Source organism: Nocardiopsis sp. NPDC058631, from assembly GCF_042716955.1.
Classification (GTDB): Bacteria; Actinomycetota; Actinomycetes; order Streptosporangiales; family Streptosporangiaceae; genus Nocardiopsis.
In genome coordinates this window covers 60,745-80,017 of sequence record NZ_JBHXQY010000012.1, presented here as the reverse complement: position 1 = coordinate 80,017, position 19,273 = coordinate 60,745, and the positions used below count along the sequence as shown (strand labels likewise).

Annotated in this window: 19 protein-coding genes; 6 read left to right on the top strand and 13 right to left on the bottom strand. The window is 71.1% G+C overall.

The features are described 5' to 3' along the window. Positions 1-7 precede the first annotated feature (7 nt). Positions 8-1,150 (top strand): acyl-CoA dehydrogenase family protein, encoded by a 1,143-nt coding sequence (locus ACFWTE_RS06825; protein ID WP_378778371.1) that lies wholly within the window; start codon positions 8-10, stop codon positions 1,148-1,150. 32 nt (positions 1,151-1,182) lie between these two features. Then, complete coding sequence (locus tag ACFWTE_RS06820; RefSeq protein ID WP_378778370.1) at positions 1,183-1,350, top strand: hypothetical protein; 168 nt, start codon at positions 1,183-1,185, stop codon at positions 1,348-1,350. A 64-nt stretch (positions 1,351-1,414) separates the two neighbouring features. Here ACFWTE_RS06820 and ACFWTE_RS06815 read toward each other — a convergent pair whose 3' ends face one another. The 8 genes from ACFWTE_RS06815 to ACFWTE_RS06780 form a co-directional block, all read right to left on the bottom strand. After that, complete coding sequence (locus tag ACFWTE_RS06815) at positions 1,415-2,326, bottom strand: NPP1 family protein (RefSeq protein ID WP_378778369.1); 912 nt, start codon at positions 2,324-2,326, stop codon at positions 1,415-1,417. A 178-nt stretch (positions 2,327-2,504) separates the two neighbouring features. Beyond that, positions 2,505-3,299 (bottom strand): amino acid ABC transporter ATP-binding protein, encoded by a 795-nt coding sequence (locus ACFWTE_RS06810; protein ID WP_378778368.1) that lies wholly within the window; start codon positions 3,297-3,299, stop codon positions 2,505-2,507. Further along, positions 3,296-4,156 carry an amino acid ABC transporter permease gene (locus tag ACFWTE_RS06805; protein WP_378778367.1) on the bottom strand — a complete coding sequence of 287 codons (861 nt, stop codon included), beginning with the start codon at positions 4,154-4,156 and terminating at the stop codon, positions 3,296-3,298. Before ACFWTE_RS06805 ends, ACFWTE_RS06810 begins: the two co-directional genes overlap by 4 nt. Then, the gene (locus ACFWTE_RS06800) at positions 4,153-5,028 is read right to left on the bottom strand and encodes an ABC transporter substrate-binding protein (RefSeq protein WP_378778366.1); all 876 of its coding nucleotides are present in this window, start codon (positions 5,026-5,028) and stop codon (positions 4,153-4,155) included. The genes ACFWTE_RS06805 and ACFWTE_RS06800 overlap by 4 nt, the downstream gene beginning before the upstream one ends. Before the next feature lie 123 nt (positions 5,029-5,151). After that, the gene (locus ACFWTE_RS06795) at positions 5,152-7,434 is read right to left on the bottom strand and encodes a SpoIIE family protein phosphatase (protein ID WP_378778365.1); all 2,283 of its coding nucleotides are present in this window, start codon (positions 7,432-7,434) and stop codon (positions 5,152-5,154) included. A 152-nt stretch (positions 7,435-7,586) separates the two neighbouring features. After that, entirely contained in the window at positions 7,587-8,288 is a 702-nt protein-coding gene (locus tag ACFWTE_RS06790; protein ID WP_378778364.1) for a metal-dependent transcriptional regulator, read from the bottom strand. 397 nt (positions 8,289-8,685) lie between these two features. Then, complete coding sequence (pdxH, locus tag ACFWTE_RS06785) at positions 8,686-9,339, bottom strand: pyridoxamine 5'-phosphate oxidase (RefSeq protein ID WP_378778363.1); 654 nt, start codon at positions 9,337-9,339, stop codon at positions 8,686-8,688. 102 nt (positions 9,340-9,441) lie between these two features. Beyond that, positions 9,442-9,819 (bottom strand): hypothetical protein, encoded by a 378-nt coding sequence (locus tag ACFWTE_RS06780; protein ID WP_378778362.1) that lies wholly within the window; start codon positions 9,817-9,819, stop codon positions 9,442-9,444. A 163-nt stretch (positions 9,820-9,982) separates the two neighbouring features. Between ACFWTE_RS06780 and serC the strand changes: the two genes are divergently transcribed. Both serC and ACFWTE_RS06770 read left to right on the top strand, forming a co-directional pair. Beyond that, positions 9,983-11,107, top strand: coding sequence for a phosphoserine transaminase (serC, locus tag ACFWTE_RS06775; protein ID WP_378778361.1), 1,125 nt, complete (start codon positions 9,983-9,985; stop codon positions 11,105-11,107). Positions 11,108-11,204: 97 nt separating this feature from the next. After that, on the top strand, positions 11,205-12,218 hold the full coding sequence (locus tag ACFWTE_RS06770) for a glycerophosphodiester phosphodiesterase family protein (protein ID WP_378778360.1): 1,014 nt from the start codon (positions 11,205-11,207) through the stop codon (positions 12,216-12,218). 54 nt (positions 12,219-12,272) lie between these two features. Here the strand turns inward: ACFWTE_RS06770 and ACFWTE_RS06765 are convergent, their stop codons facing one another. Beyond that, on the bottom strand, positions 12,273-12,722 hold the full coding sequence (locus tag ACFWTE_RS06765; RefSeq protein WP_378778359.1) for a VOC family protein: 450 nt from the start codon (positions 12,720-12,722) through the stop codon (positions 12,273-12,275). 77 nt (positions 12,723-12,799) lie between these two features. On the opposite strand from ACFWTE_RS06765, the gene ACFWTE_RS06760 reads away from it, so the two are divergent. Then, positions 12,800-13,408, top strand: coding sequence for a CGNR zinc finger domain-containing protein (locus ACFWTE_RS06760; protein ID WP_378778358.1), 609 nt, complete (start codon positions 12,800-12,802; stop codon positions 13,406-13,408). Positions 13,409-13,441: 33 nt separating this feature from the next. Here ACFWTE_RS06760 and ACFWTE_RS06755 read toward each other — a convergent pair whose 3' ends face one another. Beyond that, positions 13,442-14,506: a hypothetical protein gene (locus ACFWTE_RS06755; protein ID WP_378778357.1), complete on the bottom strand. Its 1,065-nt coding sequence runs from the start codon at positions 14,504-14,506 to the stop codon at positions 13,442-13,444. Positions 14,507-14,599: 93 nt separating this feature from the next. Here ACFWTE_RS06755 and ACFWTE_RS06750 point away from each other — a divergent pair, with 93 nt between their 5' ends. Next, the gene (locus ACFWTE_RS06750; protein ID WP_378778356.1) at positions 14,600-15,325 is read left to right on the top strand and encodes a 3-keto-5-aminohexanoate cleavage protein; all 726 of its coding nucleotides are present in this window, start codon (positions 14,600-14,602) and stop codon (positions 15,323-15,325) included. A gap of 154 nt (positions 15,326-15,479) precedes the next feature. On the opposite strand, the gene thpR is transcribed toward ACFWTE_RS06750, so the two are convergent. The 3 genes from thpR to ACFWTE_RS06735 form a co-directional block, all read right to left on the bottom strand. Next, complete coding sequence (gene thpR / locus ACFWTE_RS06745; RefSeq protein WP_378778355.1) at positions 15,480-16,070, bottom strand: RNA 2',3'-cyclic phosphodiesterase; 591 nt, start codon at positions 16,068-16,070, stop codon at positions 15,480-15,482. A 141-nt stretch (positions 16,071-16,211) separates the two neighbouring features. Next, complete coding sequence (locus tag ACFWTE_RS06740) at positions 16,212-17,606, bottom strand: MFS transporter (protein ID WP_378778354.1); 1,395 nt, start codon at positions 17,604-17,606, stop codon at positions 16,212-16,214. Between the two features lie 150 nt (positions 17,607-17,756). Further along, positions 17,757-19,226 carry an NCS2 family permease gene (locus ACFWTE_RS06735; protein ID WP_378778353.1) on the bottom strand — a complete coding sequence of 490 codons (1,470 nt, stop codon included), beginning with the start codon at positions 19,224-19,226 and terminating at the stop codon, positions 17,757-17,759. Positions 19,227-19,273 lie beyond the last annotated feature (47 nt).

The window sequence follows — 19,273 nt, the reverse complement described above, 5'->3', positions numbered from 1 at the left end:
GCAGCGCATGAAGCGGGAACTCTTCGACGCCGACCACGACCTCTTCCGCGAGTCGGTGGCCGAGTTCCTCACACGCGAGGTCGTCCCCTTCCACGCGCAGTGGGAGAAGGACGGGATCGTCCCCCGCGAGGTGTGGACCAGGGCGGGCGGGGTCGGCCTCCTCGGCCACGGCGTGCCCGAGGAGTACGGCGGCAGCGGCCTCGACGACTTCCGCTACAACGCCATCGTCAACGAGGAGGTCTGCCGTGCCCACGCCAGCGGCCTGGGCGTGACCCTGCAGAACGACGTCATGGCCCCGTACATGACCAGGCTGACCGACGACGAGCAGAAGCGCCGCTGGCTGCCCGGCTTCGCCAGTGGCGAGCTGATCACCGCCATCGCCATGACCGAACCCGGCACCGGCAGCGACCTGCAGGGCATCACCACGTCGGCGGTCCGCGACGGCGACGAGTTCGTGGTCAACGGGTCCAAGACCTTCATCACCAACGGCATCAACGCCGACCTGGTCGTCGTGGTCTGCCGGACCGACCCCGGGGCCGGGGCGCAGGGCTTCTCCCTCATCGCGGTCGAGCGCGGCACGCCCGGTTTCGAGCGCGGCCGGAACCTGGACAAGATCGGCATGAAGGCACAGGACACCGCCGAGCTGTTCTTCGACGACGTGCGCGTGCCCGTCGCCAACCTGATCGGCACGGAGGGGCAGGGCTTCGTCCACCTGATGGAGAACCTGCCGCAGGAGCGGCTGTCCATCGCCACCTGCGCGGTCGCCTCCGCGGACGCGGTGCTCCAGCACACCGTCGAGTACTGCCGGGATCGCACCGCCTTCGGACGGCCGATTGGGCGCTTCCAGAACAGCCGTTTTGTATTGGCCGAGATTGCCACCGAGGTGGACATGGCCCGCACCTACGTGGACCGGGGCATCCAGCTGCTCAACCGGGGTGAGCTGACCGTCGAGGACGCCGCCATGGCCAAGTGGTGGACCACCGAGATGTGCAACAGGGCCGTGGACCGGTGCCTGCAGCTTCACGGCGGGTACGGGTACATGATGGAATACCCCGTGGCACGGGCCTGGCAGGACACCCGCGTCCAGACGATCTACGGTGGCACCACCGAGATCATGAAGGAGATCGTGGGACGCGGCCTCGGCCTGTGACCTGACAACCCCCTGGAAGGTTCGGAGTAGTCATGAGCGGTGCGTGGGACGGCCTCATCGTCATGGGCCTGCTGGCCGTGCTGCTCGTGATCGGCGTGCGCAAGCTCCGGCCCAGGATCCACATCCCGTGGGCGACCAGCGGGATCGTGGTCTTCTTCGTCTTCGTCTGCCTGCTGCTGTGGGCCTGGTCCTGGAGGTAGGCCCCCGGACACGCACGCCGCCCGCCCCACCCCGGCGCGGGCGGAACGGGCGGCGCGGAGGTGCCTACGCGTAGGGGTCGAACGCGATGCCGTCGGGCTTGGCCCTGTCCAGGGCCCCCGGGAACGAACCGTCCCTGAGGTCGAGCTGCGCGCTCCCGTAGTCGGCCGAGGTGAACGCCTCCCGGATGCCCGGGGGATAGTGGTCCCAGCTCACCAGGGCCGGGTACTGCCACACGCCGTAGTGGTTCTCCGGCGGGTCGTCGTGACCGGCCGCGAACCGGAAGGCATGGGTGGACGCCCCGTCCTTGTGGTAGACGATCTTCGGGTGGGTGCCCTCCCACAGCACCTCGGAGGCGGGCCTGGTGTCGTAGTCGCCGTGCGCGGACGCCGAGACGTGGCGCGCCTCGCCGTCGAGCACCCACACCACGACGTGTTCGAGGTCGTGCCGGTGCCCGCAGCAGCCGTGGACGGTCTGGTCCTTCTCGAAGTAGAGCGCGTACATGTACGCGCACCACCCGCTCGCGTCGCACTTGGAGCGCGAGTACGAGTTCGTGTTGTCGAGGTCCGACTGGTCACGGCAGTTGCCGTTCAGGGCGCCGGAGGTCTTCAGCCCCCCGGCGATGGTCCCGTCGGAACCGATGGCGGGGGACGAATAGCAGCCGTCCGTGTCGTAGTCGAAGGCCGGCTGCCATTTTCCGTCGGCCTCCGCATAACTCGCCGGGAGCGCCGGGGGCGGAGCCGCGAAAGCGTACGCCGGAAGCGCGACCACCAGGGCGAGGGCCCCGACGACGGAACTGACGGCCAGGCGCGGTGCGCGACGGCGCAGCCTCCTCGCGGCTCCGGCCTCCGGGGCCGGGCCGGTTTCCCGGGGCGCCGCCGGACGGCGTGGGGAACGGGGACCCACGCCCCTCCGGACGAACGCGGCGATTCTCGCACGGGCAGAATTGGTACGGGGGACCACTTCTGCGTCTTCCATCAATTTCCTCCACGACACTGTTCAGAAACTGGTTCAGCCTTTTTCTGTTGTCGTCGGACAAATTAACCGCAATGTTCCGCCACGACAAGGAGGGGAGGACGGGCACACCGTTGTTCTCCGGGAGTTCGCTCCCCGGTCCGGTCGCCCGGACCCGGCGGCTCCCCGGCCCCGCCCCCGCTCACAGCCTCCCGGCGTCGATGATCCGCTGGAGGAACCGGCGCGTCCTCGGCTGCTCCGGATCCCCGAGCACCTGTCCGGGCGGCCCCTGCTCCAGGATCCGGCCGCCCTCCAGGAAGCACACGGTGTCGGCGACCTGCCGGGCGAACCCCATCTCGTGGGTCGCCAGCAGCATCGTCATCCCGTCATCCCGCAGCCCGCGCACCAGGTCGAGGACCTCACCCACCAGTTCCGGGTCCAGGGCCGACGTGATCTCGTCCAGCAGGAGCAGGCGCGGCGAGTTCACCAGGGCCCGCACGATCGCCACCCTCTGCTGCTGGCCGCCGGACAACCGGTCCGGGTACTCGTCGGCCCGGTCCGCCAGTCCGACCCGGTCCAGCAGCTCGCGGGCGCGCTCCGAGGCCTCGGCCCGTTCGCGGCGGTGCACCCGGCGGGGCGCCAGGGTGACGTTGTCGAGCACGCTCATGTGCGGGAACAGGTTGAAGGACTGGAACACCATCCCGATACGGCGCCGCACCCGGTCCGGGTCCACCCGCGGGTCGGTGATGTGCTCGCCGTCCAGGTGGATGGACCCGTCGGTGATCGGCTCCAGCAGGTTGGCGCACCGCAGCAGGGTGGACTTCCCCGACCCGGAGGCGCCGATCAGCACCACCACGCCGTGTTCGGGCACGTCCAGGTCGAGCCCGTCCAGGACGGGGCCGCCCCGGAACTCCTTGCGCACCCCGCGCAGGCGCAGCACCGGCACCGGGCCGTCCTCCCCCGCCGACAGGTCGGCCAACCGCTCCAGCTCGCTCATCGGCCCCCCTCCGCGGACTGGCGGCGCGCCGCCCGCACGGTCACCCAGTCGGTGACGGCCACCAACGGGATCGCCATCAGCACGAAGAGCACGCCCGCGACGATGTACGGCGTGAAGTTGTAGGTCTGCGCGGTGGCGATCTGCGCCGCCCGGATCGCGTCGATCGGACCTGCCAGCGAGATCAGCCCGACGTCCTTTTGCAACGCGACCATGTCGTTGAGCAGCGGCGGGGACACCCGGCGCACCGCCTGCGGAAGGACCACCCACCGCATGCTCTGCGCGTAGGTCAGTCCCAGGGAGCGGGCCGCCGCGATCTGGCTGGGGTGTACCGACTCGATCCCCGCCCGGAACACCTCGGCGATGTAGGCGCCGTACGTGACCACCAGGGCGATCCCTCCGAGCACCAGCACGCTCGGGGTGCCCTCCAGCCGCAGCCCCGGCACCCCGAAGGTCATCAGGTACAGCACGATGATGAGCGGGGCGCCCCGGAAGCCGTAGGTGTAGGAGGCCGCCAGCGCGCGCAGCGGGAAGAAGACCGGTCCGCGCAGCGTGCGCATGACCGCGACGACCAGGCCCAGCGCCAGGGCTCCCAGCGCGCAGAAGACCAGCACGCGCACGTTGAGCCACAGACCCGTGAGGATGGCGGGAAGCGCCTCACGGGCCACGGAGGCGTCGAAGAAGGTCTCGCGTACCCGCTCCCAGCCCGGCGAGCCCACGACCACCGTCACGAGGACGGCGCCGAGCAGCGCGGTGGACACCGCTCCGACCAGCACCGACCTCACCCCCTGGCGTCGCCGGAGGGCGGTCCGCTCGACCTCCAGGGGGCTGGGGACGTACGCGGGGGCGTCGCCCCTCACGACAGCTCGGGCACGTCGGCGGCCTCGGTCAGCCACTCCTGTTCGAGGTCGGCCAGGACGCCCTCCTCGCGGAGTGCGTCCACGGCGGCGCTCACGCAGTCGGTGAGCGGCGAGTCCAGGTCGAGGACCAGACCGAACTGCTCCACCGCGGTGTCCGACTGCGGGAGCTGGCCGACGACGGCGGCGTCCTCCAGTTCGGCGGACGTGACGTAGAAGGCGGTGGGCAGGTCGAGGACGACGGCGTCGACCTGGCCGTTCTCCAGCGCCTGCTTGGCGTCGTCGTTGTTGTTGAAGACCAGGGGCTCCTGGTCGGGGTCGATGCTCTCCACGAGGGCCTCGTAGCTGGTGGTGCCGACCTGGGCCCCGATCGTCAGGCCTTGGAGGTCGGCCAGCGACTCCGCGCCGGCGGCCTCCCCGTCCGCGGGGGCGACGACCGCCTGGCGCACGTCGTAGTAGGGGGCGGAGAAGTCGACGGCCGCCCGGCGCTCCTCCGTGACGGAGAACTGGTTGACGTCGAAGTCGTAGGCCTTGGGCCCCGGCTGGATCGCGTTGTTGAACGTGACGGTGGTCCACTGGACCCGGTCCGCGGGGTAGCCGAGCCGGTCGGCGACGGCGTACGCCACGGCGGACTCGAAGCCCTCACCGTTCGCGGGGTCGTCGCCGACGAACCACGGCGGGTAGGCGGGGCTGTCGGTGCCGATGGTGAGCGTCCCCCCGTTCAGCGTGGGGAGGTCGCCCGGTGCGCACTCGGCGGCGGCGCCGGCTCCCGGTTCGGCCGGCTCCTCCGCGGGTGCGCAGGCGGTGGCGGCGAGGACGGCCGCTCCGGCGGCGTAGGCCAGGACACGGCGGAACGGGCGGGGGCTGGGGGTCATCGTGGCTCCTGAGGGGGACGTCGTCACCACAAATTACCTACTCGGCCGGTGGGATATCCAGGTCTCCCGCGCCACGAATCCGTGCGGCGCGGCGACGTCACCCGCCGCACCCGGCCGAGGGGCTCAGTCCTGCGGCTTCTCCTCGTCCGCGCCGTACATCGGCATCTCGAACCAGACGGCCTTGCCGTCCGGCGTGGGCCGCGAACCCCACCGGCTGGCCAGCTGTTCCACCAGGTAGAGGCCGCGCCCGCCCTCGTCGTCGGCGGCGGCGCTGCGGATGCGGGGAAGGCGCAGGTCGTGGTCGAAGACCTCGACCCACACGGCGGAGGCTCCACACCGCAGCCGGAGCAGGAACTCCTTGTCGGCGGGGTCCTCGACGGGCTCGTCGTCCTCCTCGGCCGCGGCCTCCAGCAGGTCCGACCAGTCCTCGTCGAACTCGTCCGCCATCGACCCGCCGTCCAGGGGCGTCTCGGAGTCCAGGACCCCGTTGCCCGTGAACTCGCGGTGCACGGGGCGGGGGGTCGCGTGGATGACGACGTTGGTGACGATCTCCGAGACCAGCAGGCAGGCGAGCTCGGACTGGTCGCGGTCCATCCCCCACTCCTTGAACGTGTTGGCCGCCAGGTGGCGTGCCTCGCCCACGGTGGAGGCCTCCGACGGGAACCAGCCCTCGCGCAGTGCGAGTTCGTCGGAGTGGGTGCGCACGACCAGCAGCGCGGTGTCGTCGTCCACCTCGCCGGGGACGCTGTGCAGGGCCGCCTCGGCGATCTCGTCCACGTCCTTGTCGGCGACCTCGGCGACCCGTCCGGCGAGCTCGGCCAGTGCGCGCTCGGGGTCGGGCGTGCCGCCGACCGGCCGCCGGTCCACGAGCCCGTCGGTGTACATGACCAGGGTCGCCCCGAGCGGGAGCCGCAGCTCCGCCTGGTGGTAGACGATGTCCTCGGCCGAGCCGCCCTTGGCGCGCACGCCCAGCATGCGGTCGGCGACCGCCAGGTCGAGCTTGTCGACCGAGTCGGAGGTGACCAGCAGCGGGGTGGCGTGCCCGGCGTTGGCGTAGGACAGCTCGCGCGACCACGCGTCGTAGACCATGTAGAGGCAGCTGACGCTGGGGATCCAGCGGCTGTCGTCCTCGCCCTCCTCGTCGGGCTGGCCCAGCTGGCGGACCCACTCGTCGAGTTCGCGGAGGATGTCCGCGGGTTCGCGGTCGGCCTGGGCGAAGGCGCGCAGGGCGGCGCGCAGCTGCCCCATGACCGCTGCGGCGTGCGGCCCACGGCCCTCCACGTCGCCGATGACCAGCCCCACGCGTCCGGCGGAGAGCGGGATGGCGTCGTAGAAGTCGCCGCCGACCTGGGTCTGCACACCGTACCCGTGCGCCTGGATCGGCCCGGCGGGCTGGTAGCGGTGGGCGATGGTCAGCCCGTCCAGGGGCGGGAAGTGGTGCGGGAGGAGGCTGCGCTGGAAGGCGAGAGCGGTGCTGCGCTCCTCCTCGAACAGGCGCGCGTTGTCGATGGTCAGGGCCACCCGCGAGGCGATGGCACCGACGAGGTCGCGGTCGAACCCGCCGTAGGTGCTCTTCTGGCGGGGGGAGAGACCGGACAGCGCCAGGGTGAGCACCCCGAGGACCTCGCCCCGCGCCCGCAGGGGGGCGGCGATGGCGGAGGTGACGCCCACCTGCCGGGAGACCGCGTCGGAGCGGCTGCTGGGCGAGTTCTCGAACAGGTAGTCGCTGCTGACGACCGTCTCCATGCGCCGCAGCGCCTGGGCGACGAAGTGGCGTTCGGGGTAGCGGACCTCGTCGCCGACCTCGAACCAGGTACGGGGCGGCGGTGTCCACCCCTCGGCGTGTACCGAGACCTGTCTGACCAGGCGGTCGTGGTCGTAGAGGTCGATGAAGCAGTGGTCGGCGAACTGCGGCACCAGGATGCCGGCGACGCCCTTCACCGTGGAGTCGAACTCCAGGGAGCTGGCGAGGCGGCTGCCGATGCGTTCGAGCAGGCCGTACTGCTCCTCGACCCGGCCGCTGCGCAGGGCTTCGCGGGCGATGAGGGTGATGCCGTCGATCTCGCCCGTCTCGTCGCGCATCGGTACGGCCTGGGCGCGCACGTGGATCCACGTGGAGTCGCCCTTGAGGACCGCGAACGTGCCCTCCCAGTGTTCGCCGCGCAGGACGCGGCGGGCCAGTTGGGAGGCGTGTTCGCGGTCGGACTCGTGGATACCGATGTCGAGGAGGGAGAGGCCGACGTAGTCCCGGCCGCCGACGAACCCGAAGAGTTCGCGGGCGAAGGGGTTCCAGTAGCGCAGGAGGCTGGACCTGTCGATGACGACGATGGCGATCTGCGCCTTGTCCAGCACGGCGGCCGTGGCCAGCGCGTCGCTCTCCCGGAAGGGCTCACCCCACCGTGTCATCTAGCCGCCACCTCGCCGTCATGAGCTGCATACATGCCCGCTCCGGGTACCCCGAACGACCGCACCTTGGGGCGAGCGTAGCAACACCGTCAACGTTCTCGCAGCGCAATGTGACAATCCTGATGAGCTACCAATCAACGTGTTCGCGTGGTTCACGGCTTGGCGACGAAAATGTGACCGGCGACGACCGCGGAGAGGTCGGAGCCCTCGGACTCCCCTCCGATCACGTGTACGCCCTCGTCAGAGGCCCGCAGCACCACTTCTTGCCCGGGTTGTACCCCGGATTCGCGCAAGGTGAGCATGATGTCGGCGTCCGACTGGATCTGCTCACTGATGCGCCGTACCGTCACCGTGGTCTCGTTGTTGCCGGCGACGTCGATCATCGGAACGATGGAGTCGTCGGTGAAGGGTTCCGGAGAGTAGTTCTCCAGGCCGAGCTCGTCCAGCCCGGGGATCGGGTTGCCGTGCGGGCACACCGAGGGGGCGTTGAGCAACGTCACCAGACGCTGCTCCACCGCCTCGGAGATCACGTGCTCCCAGCGGCATGCCTCGATGTGCACGTCCTCCCAGGGCAGCCCGATGACGTCGACGAGCAGGCGCTCGGCGAGCCGGTGCTTGCGCATGACGTGCGTGGCCAGACGACGGCCCTCGGCCGTCATGACGAGGTGCCTGTCGTTCTCGACCCGCAGCAGGCCGTCGCGCTCCATGCGGGCGACGGTCTGGCTGACCGTGGGGCCGCTCTGGTGCAGGCGCTCGGCGATACGTGCCCGAAGCGGGACGATGCCCTCCTCTTCGAGCTCGAAAACCGTCCGGAGGTACATCTCCGTGGTGTCGATCAGCCCGTGTGCGGTCAAGTCTCCCCTCCCAAGGCTCTGCGCCCGGCGCGCGGTCGCGGCGGGCACGGCAGGTCTCTCACAACACAGGCCGGGACCAGGTGATTCCCAGGGGCCGAGTGGGGACCGGGGCGTCCGCAGGACCGCGGGAGCGACCACCGATACCGCAAGCATATCGCGCCTCGGCGGAGCCGGATTTCTCAAGTGTCCCACAATGTGGACAGCGGCGGGCGGCGCCCGCCCAGGGGCGGCTGAGCCGCTGGTCCCGGGCCTGCCGGGTCGTTCGACTTCGGACGAATGCCCGTCGGACTCTTGCGGAACGCCCGGACATGGCCCAGAGTGGCCCGGCCGCGCGCCCGGTGGGACCGGGATCACGCCGGGAGGGCGGTCGTGTGGTCGGACCGCTCTCCGCCCGGCGTCAGGGGGACAGGCGGTCGATCTCCCAGTCGTCCCCCTTGCCTCGCAGGTAACGGAACCGGTCGTGCATGCGGTCCGCGCCGCCCTGCCAGAACTCGACCTCCTCGGGAAGCAGCCGGAAGCCGCCCCAGTAGGAGGGTCTGGGGATCTCCTCCTCCTCGGACCACACGGTCTCGAAGCCCCGGTACAGCCGGTCGAGCTCGGCGCGGTCCCCCACCGGCCGGGACTGGCGCTCGCTGGCCCAGGCCCCGAGTTGCGAGCCGCGCGGCCGGGACGCGAAGTACAGGTCGTTCTCCTCGTCGGAGAGCCGCTCGACCCGTCCGGCCATCAGGACCTGTCGGCGGACGGCGTGCCACGGGAAGAGGACGCCGGCGCGGGGGTCCGCGTCCAGCGCCTGCGCCTTCCTGGACGTGTAGTTGGTGAAGAAGCGCAGCCCTGTGCTGTCGTAGCCCTTCAGCAGCACGGTCCGGGCCCGGGGCATCCCCGAGGGCTCGACGGAGGTCAGGACCATGGCGTTGGGCTCGGCCAGACCCGACTCGTAGGCCTCGTCGAACCACAGGTCGAACTGTGTCATCGGATGGGCCGAGAGGGAGGAGCGCCTGAGGGGTTCACCCGTGTACGGTTTCCGCAGTTCGGCGGGGTTTCGGTGGTCCACAACGGGCATCTTCTCGCGTCGGGCCGTCCCGCGCCACCCCGCCCCGCGCCCCTCCTTCGCCTCACACGCACCCCGGATCGTCCGGTGGAAGGTCTGCGCTGCTCATGCCGCACCGGTGGATGACGTGCCGGCGGTCGCCTTGGAGTAGTCGTGGAAGGCGGTGAAGTCCGCGGAGCGCCCGGCGGAGTGGAGCAGGTCGGGCGGGTCCTCGGCGCACAGGAGGTCGAGGTGGTCGCGGAAGGTGGTGTCCTCCAGGTCGCCGCTCCGGTACAGCAGGGTCCCGTCGGCGTACTCCTGCGGGTCGGGCCCCCGCACCCCCTCCCGGACGGCGCCTCCCGCCTCCTCGAAGGCCGCCAGGAACCGGAAGGCCTCCTCCGGTCCGCGTCCTGCGCGCCGGACTCGTCCTCGACCACTCGCGAAAATCCCTTCACGGCGCGTGCCGGTCTCACCGCTCCCCTCGAAGCGGACCCATGAGACCACCGGGGCAGCTGAAGATTCATCCGTTTCGGCCGAATCGACACTGGCCCATACCGGCCAGGACCTCCGCGACTGTGACAATTCGATCCGCCCGTCACGCGCGTCCACGCCCTGAACCGCAGCCCTGACCGGCGGCGTCACGGCTCCCACCACTACGCTGGGGAGCGTGACCGACGAGATTCAGATCCCCGCGAACCTGCTGCCCACCGACGGCCGTTTCGGCAGCGGCCCGTCCAAAGTCCGCCCCGCGCAGCTGGAGACCCTCGCCTCCTCCGGCTCCCTCTACATGGGGACCTCGCACCGGCAGAAGCCGGTCAAGTCCCTGGTCTCCCGGGTGCGTGCCGGCGTGAGCGACCTCTTCTCCCTCCCCGAGGGGTACGAGGTCGTCCTCGGCAACGGTGGAACCACCGCCTTCTGGGACATCGCCGCGCACGGCCTGCTGCGCTCCAGGTCCCAGCACCTGTCCTTCGGTGAGTTCTCCAGCAAGTTCGCGAAGGTCGCCAAGGGCGCCCCGTGGCTGGGGGAGCCCACCGTCATCAGCACCGACCCCGGCAGCCACGGCGAGCCCGTCGCCGAGGCCGGCGTGGACGTGTACGCCCTCACCCACAACGAGACGTCCACCGGCGTGGCCGCGCCCATCAGGCGGGTCGCGGGCGCCGACGACGACGCGCTCGTCCTCGTGGACGCCACCAGCGGGGCGGGCGGCCTGCCCGTCGACATCACCGAGACCGACGTCTACTACTTCGCCCCGCAGAAGAGCTTCGCCGCCGACGGCGGGCTCTGGCTGGCCGTCATGTCCCCCCGCGCCCTGGCCCGGGTGGACGAGATCGCCGCGAGCGGCCGGTACATTCCGGAGTTCTTCTCGCTGACGACGGCGGTGGACAACTCCCGCAAGGACCAGACCTACAACACCCCGGCCGTGGCCACGCTGCTGCTGCTCGCCGAGCAGCTGGAGTGGATGAACTCCCGGGGCGGTCTGGACTGGACGGTGGCGCGCACCGCCGAGTCCTCCTCGATCCTCTACGGCTGGGCGGAGAAGTCCCCGGTCGCGACCCCGTTCGTCACCGACCCGGCCAAGCGCTCCCAGGTGGTCGGCACCATCGACTTCAGTGACGACGTGGACGCGGCCGCCGTCGCCAAGGTGCTGCGCGCCAACGGTGTCGTCGACACCGAGCCGTACCGCAAGCTCGGCCGCAACCAGCTGCGCGTGGCCATGTTCCCGGCCGTCGAGCCGAGCGACGTCCAGGCGCTCACCGAGTGCGTGGACCACGTGCTCACCAAGCTGTCCTGACCCGTTCACCCCACGTTGCACAATGGTGGCCGACCCGTGTTCGCACGGGTCGGCCTCCCTCTTTCCCGGCATCTCGGCTTCTCAGGACGGTTCGGCTGTGCGCAGGAACAAGAACAAGCAGGAAATCCCCATCAAGATCATCTCCCACCGGGGTGCGTCGGGGCACCGTCCCGAGCACACGCTGGCCTCCTACGAGCTGGGGGCCCGCTACGGCGGCGACTTCATCGAGATCGACCTGGTCGCCACCCGGGACGGGAAACTGATCTGCCGCCACGAGCAGGAGATCGGCGAGACCACGGACGTGGGTGAGCACCCGGAGTTCGCCGACCGGCGCACCACGCGGACCATCGACGGCCGTGAGACCACCGGGTTCTTCGCCCAGGACTTCACGCTGGAGGAGATCCGGACCCTGCGCGCCGTGGAGCGCCTCCAGGACGTGCGAGCCATGAACGCCCTGATGGACGGGGACTACGGGATCCCGACCCTGGACGAGGTGGTCGAGCTGGCGTTCTCGCTCACCAAGGAGCTGGGAAGGCCGATCGGGATCTACCCGGAGACCAAGCACCCGGCCTACCACGCCGCCCAGGGGCTGGAGCTGGAGCCGCCCCTGATCGCCACCCTGCGCGAGGCGGGGCTGACCGGCCCGGAGCCGGCGCTGCCGGTGTTCCTCCAGTCCTTCGAGGCCGAGAGCCTGCGCAAGCTCGCCGGGACGGAGCTGCCGCTCGTGTTCCTGCTCGGCACCCAGGACCACTGGCTGCACTACACGACCCCGGAAGGCCTGGCCGAGGTCGCGACCTTCGCGCAGGCGATCGGTCCGGCCAAGAGCCTGGTCATCCCCACCAACGAGGACGGCACCCTGGGAGAGCCCACCGACCTCGTGGAGAACGCGCACGCGGCCGGGCTGCTGGTGCACCCGTACACGTTCCGCAGCGAGAACCACTTCCTGCCCGCCGACCTGCGCTCGGACGGGGAACGGAGCGACTACGGTGGCTTCGCCGCGGAGTACGAGGCGTTCTTCGAGGTCGGCGTGGACGGCGTGTTCACCGACTTCTCCCGGCACGCCTTCCTGGTGCGCGAGCACTTCCTCGACCCCCAGCCCGTCGAGGACTGACGGCCGAGGAGGCGGGCCGCGGCGGAAGGACCGGTCCCCGGCCGCGGACCCGCGTCACTGCACGTCGAACTCGTTCCCCTCGGGGTCCCGCATGGTGACGTGCGAGGCCCCGGGCTCCTCCACGGTGCGCACGACGGACGCGCCCATCCCCTCCAGGCGGCTGACGACCCCGTCCCGGAGCTCGGCACCCACCCTCAGGTCGATGTGCAGGCGGTTCTTGACGCTCTTGGGCTCGGGCACGGACACGAAGAGCACGCGCCGCCCCAGCCCGAAGCCGGTCTCCCCCTCCACCGGGTCGTCGGGGTGGCGAATGGCCGCGGCCGTGACCCAGGCCTTGCGCCCGTCCACCTCGGTGTAGTCCTTCTCGCCCACCACCCCCGCGGCGGCCAGGCGTTCGATGAGCCCGCTGTTGTCCTCGGGCTCGTACTCCAGCGCCCCAGCCCAGAACCGCGAGAGGGAGAGGGGTTCCGCGCAGTCCACCACGAGCTGCCATTCCACGGCCATGGTCGGCCTCCTCGTTCTTCTTCACGCGGGGCCGTCCGGGCCTGACCCCGCTGCGTGATTCCAGTTATACTGGTTACATGACACGGAGTACAACCGGCCTGCCGATGAACCCTCCCAGCGGCTCCCCCTACGTCTTCGATCCGGGCGCCCTGTGTCTGGAACTGCTGGTCACGGGGGGACCCGGCGCGTACGCGCGCTTCGAGGTCCTCCACCAGCCCCGGGACCTCGCCGACTGGCTCGCGGTGTCCCGGCTCCACCTGGACCCCGAGCGGGTCCGCGTCACCGGGGCGGAGCTCTCCGCGGCCCGGCGCCTGCGCGACTCGCTCTGGCGCGTGACCGACGCCCACAGGGCTGGCCTGCCCCTCCCCCGTGAGGACGTCGCCGAGGTCAACCGGGCCGCCGCACGCCCCCCGCTGGCCCCCGCCATGGACACCGGGGGCGTCCGCTCCTGGGTCCAGCCCGCCGACGCGACCGCCGTCCTGTCCGCCTTCGCCCGCGACGCGGTGGACCTGTTCAGCGGTGACCTCGCCGACCGCGTCCGCGAGTGCGGCTCCGACGACTGCCGGCTGGTCTTCGTGGACACCTCCCGCCCCGGTCGGCGGCGCTGGTGCTCCATGGAGCGCTGCGGCAACCGCCAGAAGGTGCGCGCCCTGCGTGCCCGCCGGGAGACCGGGGATCCGTCATGACCGGCCGCCTCCTCCGCCGGGTCCGTGCCGTGCTCAGCCCCGGCGGGCGAGCAGGACGATCCCGCCGATGAGCACCGCCGCGACCGCGACCCCGCCCAGGATGAACGGCAGCGCGCCGCCGTTCCCTGCGTCCTGCGCTCCGTCCCCGCCGTCCTCCTCGGCGGAGGGTTCCGCCTCCGCCGCGACCTCCACCGGTTCCTCGGGCAGGTACTCGTCCGCCAGGGGGACCCGCCACACGGGCGCGTTGAGCCCTTCGGTCCCCGCCATGAGCGCTGTCCCGTCGGGGGTGAACGCCACCGACTCGCCCTGGTCCGACTCGGGCAGGTCGAAGGAGCCGAGCGGGCGGCCCGGCACCCCGTCGGTGGAGTCGTAGACCGTGGCGCCCCAGTAGGTGCGGATCACGTACCGGGTGCCGTCCGGTCCGAACGCGGCGTCGGTGGCGAACAGCGGCGCCGAGTCGATCCGCTCCAGCACGTTCGCGCCCTCGGGGTCCAGCGTCCCGGGAGCCGCGTACAGGCCTCCGGAGAACTCCTTGGACACCGTGTACACCCGCCCGTCGCGCGGATCGATCATCATCGACTCCGCGTCCCGGCCGCCGTCCGCGTACGTGAACGTCAGCGTCACCGGTTCGACCACCCCGTCGGCGAGGACCTCCGGTTCGGGGAACCGGTAGACCCTGTAGTCGGCCCAGCTGCCGCCGAAGTTGTCGCCGATGTCGGCCACGAAGACCGACGGCGCCCCGTCGGGCCCCTCCGCGACGGCGACCGCCTCCCAGTCGCGCCGTTCCAGGCCGAGGGAGACGGTGGCGAGCGTCTGCCCGGACCCGTCGACCGCGTACACCTCGCTCGGGTGATCGCCGCTGTCGTTGTGCGTCCACCACACGTCCTCGTGCAGCGCGGAGGGCGCGATGCCGCTGGACTCGGAGATCCTCGCGTCCTGGAACTCGAACGCCACCTCCGAACCCTCGGGCCCCTCGCCGCCCCTCGGGTAGTCGACGCCGCCGCTGGGGGCCTGCGGATCTTCGGGGGACGCCAGCGCCGGGGCGGCGGGAAGTGCCGCGAGCAGTGCGGTCGCGGCCAGCGCGAGCGGTCTTCTCATGGACGCCATCCTGCCAGGGCGCGGCCCAGGTGGCTTGCGCCCGGGCACGAACGGGCACATTTGGGCTTACGGAGCGCCGTTAGGAGAGCCCTCATGAGGATCGTCGCCTGTCTGAACGGGGACCGCCGCCCCGGAGCGCACCCCGCTCTGCCCGTGTCCGTGGACCAGCTGGTGGCGGACGCCCACGCGGTGGTCGCCGCGGGCGCGAACGCCATCCACGTCCACCCGCGCGGCCCCGGGGGCGCCGAGTCGCTGGAACCGCAGGTGGTCACGCCACTGATGGAGGGTCTGCGGTCCGACGGCCCGGCCGTGCCGGTGTCGCTGACCACGTCGCTGTCCGCGGAGTCGGATCCGTGGCGCCGCTACGACCTCGTACACAGGTGGGCGTCCCCGCTGTTACCGGACTCGGTCACACTCAACCTGCACGAAGCGGGTTCGGTCGACCTGGCCCACCTCCTGGACGACCGCAGGGTGGACGTGGAGGCGGGGGTGTGGACGGTGGAGGCGGCCCGCATCCTGGTCGCCACGAAGATGCGGGTGTCGTCGGTGCTGGTCGAGCCGACCCAGGTCACGGTGGAGGACGCCGAGCGCAACGCGGACGCGATCCTCTCGCTCCTGGACCGGGCCCGGGTGGACGCCCCCCGGATGCTGCACGGGGCGGACGCGACCGCCTGGCCGCTGCTGGAGTCGGCGGTGGCCTCGGGCTACGACATCCGGATCGGCCTGGAGGACACCATGCGGCTCCCGGACGGCACGGAGGCCGACGACAACGCGGCGCTGGTGGCGCACGCGGCGAGCCTGGCCTCCGCCGCCGCGTGACCGGGGCGGCGCGGAAGCGGGACACCGCCGCCCCGGGTCAGTCGGTCCGGCGGCCGTGCTCAGCCCAGGAGTGCTCCCAGGACCACGATCAGCATGATGGAGCCCAGGACCACGGGCAGCAGCCACCGCTGCTTGCGGTTGTTGGTGAGCATGCTCATGACGTGCTCCGCTCCGGTGGTGGGGTGGGATCCGGCTCCCAGCCTAACGCCCAGGTTCGGACGGTCCGGTAGCGGTCCGCCGACTCGGGGAGGCTCTCCACCAGGTGCATCTCGCGCACCTCCCACCTGCGGCTGCGCAGGGTTCCGAGGGAGTGGACGGTGCTGGCGAGGTCCCGCGCGGGGCGGCTCCGGGCGACCGTGATGTGGGGCACGTACGGGCGTTGGTCGACCGTGACGCCGCTCCGGTCGGCGGCCGACCGCAGCCGGTCGACGAGGATGCCGAGGGCCTGGGTGTCGCCGTTGACGCCGGACCACAGCACGGAGGAGCGGGCGTTGCTGCGCGGGAAGGTCCCCCAGCCGCGCGCCGCGAGCTCCAGGGGCCTCCTGTCGCGGGCCACCCTCCCGAGCGCGGCGGTGAGTCCGGGCAGCAGGTCGTCGGCGACCTCACCGAGGAAGAGCAGGGTCAGGTGCCATTCACCCGGAGGCGTCCACCGCAGCTCGGGGGTGTGGCGGCGCCCCCGGTCGACGGCCTCGCACACCGTCTCCACCACGTCGGGCGGTGGCACCAGGGCAACGAACAGTCTCATCCCCCCATCCTCACCTTCCCGTGGCCCCGCCGCATCCCGGCGAGTCGGGTCCGCGGGTCCCCGCCGCCCGCCCAGGCGCGTCATCTCCCGCGTCCTCCCGGTCCTCGGCCCGGGGCCGCCGACCCGCTCCACGACCGGGGCTCAGGCACGGGTGACCGCGTCCTCGGGGGGCCTGCCGGGATCGTCGGGGCCACCGGTGGACCCGGCCGCGGTGACGCCGTCCGCGTCGCGTTCGGCCAGGACCCGCCCGGCCCCCTCCTCCTCCTGCGGCTCCGGATCGGCGGGCGGCGCTGCCGCCCTCCGGCGGCCCGGGAACAGGTCGCGCACCCTGACCCCGTGGACCCTGAACAGCGGGCCGGTGAGCGCCGCGACCACCAGCACGGTGACCGTGCCGCCGATGATCAGGCTGGCCTGCGGTCCGAAAGCGTCGGCCAGCAGCCCCACGGCGGGTGCGCCGATGGGGGTCACGCCCATGAACACGAGCAGGAACATGCTCATGACGCGCCCGCGCATCTGGGGGTCGACACTGAGCTGGAAGGTGGCGTTGAGGGTCGTCACGTAGGTCAAAAAGGCCATGCCCATGGGCACCAGCACCACGATGAACGCCACGTAGCCGGGCATCAGCCCCGCGACCACCTGGAGCGCGCCGAAGGACATCGCCCCGATCAGCACCAGGCGCAGCCTGGGGCGGTCGCGCCGGGCCGCGAGGAGCGCGCCGACCAGGGCGCCCACGGCCAGGCAGGCGGCGGCCACACCGAACGCGGCCGCGCCGGCCTCGAAGACGTTGTTGACCACCAGCGCGATCTGGTTCTGGCCGTTCGCTCCGAAGAACTGGGTGGCGGCGGCCAGGACCAGCAGCAGGACGAGGTCGCGTCTGCCGCCGATGTAGCGCAGCCCCTCGCGGATCTGCCCCTTGCCGCGGGGCACCCGCTCGGTGGTGGTCAGCTCGGCGGTGCGGATCATCGCCAGGGCGATGATCGTGAACCCGAACGAGGCCCCGTTGATCAGGAACACGGGGCCGCTGCCGATCACCGCGATGAGCAGGCCGGCGATGGCCGGGCCGGTGACCCTGCCGAGCTGGAAGCTGGCGCTGTTGAGCGCGATCGCGTTGGACAGGTGTTCGCGGTCGACCATCTCGGGGACGAAGGCCTGGCGCCCGGGGTTGTCGAGCACGGTGACGAGGCCGAGGGCGAAGGCGAACACGTACACGTGCCAGACCTGGGCCGCGCCGGCGGTGGCGAGGACGCCCAGGGCGACGGCGAGCGCTCCCATGACGCTCTGGGTGCAGATCAGCAGTCTGCGCTTGTCCAGCCGGTCGACCAGCGCGCCGCCCCACAGCCCGAAGAGGAGCAGTGGCAGGAACTGGAGCGCGGTGGTCATACCGAGTGCGATGCCGCTGCCGCCGCTGAGCTGGAGGACCAGCCAGTCCTGGGCGATGCGCTGCATCCAGGTGCCGGGGTTGGAGAGTAGCTGGCCGATGGCGTAGAGCCTGTAGTTGCGGACGGCCAGTGAGCGGAACATGGCGATACGCCGCATCAGTCCCTCCCCGCCCGGACGGGCTGCCGGGGAGGGACTGATGCGGCCACCGACCCATGGTGTGGACACATAAGTAAACGGCGTTGACTCATCACTGGGGTCAACGCCGTCCACTGTCGCAGGAATTCCCGGCCCGGGCCGGGGCGGGGATCAGCCGATGAGCGCGTAGATCGGAGCCTCGGCGAAGTGGAGGAGGAAGACGACGGAGACCACCCACATGAGGGGGTGGACCTGGCGCGGCTTGCCCTCGACCAGGCGCACGAACGTGTAGACGATGAACGCCATGCCGATGCCGTTGGCGATCGAGTACGTGAACGGCATGATCACGATCGCGAAGAACGACGCCAGGCCCACGGCCGGGTCCATGAAGTCGATCTTGCCGACCGGCAGCAGCATCATGAAGCCGACGATGATGAGGACCGGGGTGGCGGCCTCGAACGGCACGATGGTGACCAGCGGCGCGAAGAAGGTCGCGCCGAGCATCATCAGTCCGGTGACGATGGGCGCGATGCCGGTCCGCGCACCCTCGGCGACGCCCGCGGCGGACTCGGCGTAGACGGTCGCGATGGACGCGGAGGCGACGCCGCCGAAGACCGTGCCGAACGCGTCGACGGCCAGGACCTCGCGGGTCTTGGGCAGGTTGCCGTTCTCGTCGGTCAGCTCCGCCTGGTGGGCGACGCCGACCATGGTGCCCATGGTGTCGAAGAAGTCGGCCAGCATCAGCGTGAACAGCAGCATGACGACGGTCGCGATGCCCACGTCGGACCAGCGGGCCGCGATGTTGAAGCCGCCCTCGGCGAACAGGCCGATCAGGGAGAGGTCCGGGAGGGCGACGACGTCGCCGACCGACGTCGGCAGGCTCGGGGTGGAGCCCGGCAGCTGCCAGGCGAGGCCGTCACCGCGGTTGCCGAACAGCGACTGGACGACGATGGCGGCGATCGTGGAGACGACGATGCCCAGCAGCATCGCGCCGGGGACCTTGCGGACGTAGAGCCCGATGGTGACCAGGAGGCCGATGACGAAGATCAGCAGGGGAAGGGTGTTCAGCCCGCCGTTCCCGAGGCTGACGACCGTGCCGCCGCCGCCCTGGACGAAGCCGGAGTTGACGAAGCCGATGATCGTCAGGAACAGGCCCACACCGACGCCGATGGCGATCTTCAGCCCACCGGGGATGGCGGCGAAGACCGCGGTGCGAAAGCCGGTCAGGACCAGGACCATGAGGATGACGCCCTCAAGGATCAGCAGGAGGAAGACGTCGGACCAGGTCATCAGCGGCGCGACACCGTACGCGACGACGGCGTTGAGGCCCATGCCCGCGGCGAGCGCGAACGGGTAGCGGCTGACGATGCCCATCAGGACGCTGCTGATCGCGGCGACCAGAGCGGTGACGGCGACGAGCTGGGGGACCTCCAGGACGTCGCCGTTGACGTCCGCGGTGCCGTTCAGGATCAGGGGGTTCAGCACGATGATGTACGCCATGGCGAAGAAGGTCGCCAGACCGCCACGGATCTCGGTGCCGAAGGTGGAGCCCCGCTCGGAGATGTGGAAGAAGCGGTCCACGGGGCCCCTGGGGGCTGAGGCCGCTCTGTCGTCGGTGGGGGATGGTGTTGGTGCGTTCACGTCGTCAGCCTGACCTGGTCGTGTTACCGGACAACAAGGATTCTGCG

What these genes read in the sequence shown, in the direction of transcription:
- ACFWTE_RS06820 (WP_378778370.1), top strand. Translation starts at nt 1,183, where the DNA reads ATGAGCGGTGCGTGGGACGGCCTCATCGTCATGGGCCTGCTGGCCGTG.
- ACFWTE_RS06765 (WP_378778359.1), bottom strand. Translation starts at nt 12,722, where the DNA reads ATGGCCGTGGAATGGCAGCTCGTGGTGGACTGCGCGGAACCCCTCTCC.
- ACFWTE_RS06825 (WP_378778371.1), top strand. Translation starts at nt 8, where the DNA reads ATGAAGCGGGAACTCTTCGACGCCGACCACGACCTCTTCCGCGAGTCG.
- ACFWTE_RS06760 (WP_378778358.1), top strand. Translation starts at nt 12,800, where the DNA reads ATGACACGGAGTACAACCGGCCTGCCGATGAACCCTCCCAGCGGCTCC.
- ACFWTE_RS06740 (WP_378778354.1), bottom strand. Translation starts at nt 17,606, where the DNA reads ATGCGGCGTATCGCCATGTTCCGCTCACTGGCCGTCCGCAACTACAGG.
- ACFWTE_RS06810 (WP_378778368.1), bottom strand. Translation starts at nt 3,299, where the DNA reads ATGAGCGAGCTGGAGCGGTTGGCCGACCTGTCGGCGGGGGAGGACGGC.
- ACFWTE_RS06795 (WP_378778365.1), bottom strand. Translation starts at nt 7,434, where the DNA reads ATGACACGGTGGGGTGAGCCCTTCCGGGAGAGCGACGCGCTGGCCACG.
- ACFWTE_RS06815 (WP_378778369.1), bottom strand. Translation starts at nt 2,326, where the DNA reads ATGGAAGACGCAGAAGTGGTCCCCCGTACCAATTCTGCCCGTGCGAGA.
- ACFWTE_RS06800 (WP_378778366.1), bottom strand. Translation starts at nt 5,028, where the DNA reads ATGACCCCCAGCCCCCGCCCGTTCCGCCGTGTCCTGGCCTACGCCGCC.
- thpR (WP_378778355.1), bottom strand. Translation starts at nt 16,070, where the DNA reads ATGAGACTGTTCGTTGCCCTGGTGCCACCGCCCGACGTGGTGGAGACG.
- ACFWTE_RS06750 (WP_378778356.1), top strand. Translation starts at nt 14,600, where the DNA reads ATGAGGATCGTCGCCTGTCTGAACGGGGACCGCCGCCCCGGAGCGCAC.
- ACFWTE_RS06755 (WP_378778357.1), bottom strand. Translation starts at nt 14,506, where the DNA reads ATGAGAAGACCGCTCGCGCTGGCCGCGACCGCACTGCTCGCGGCACTT.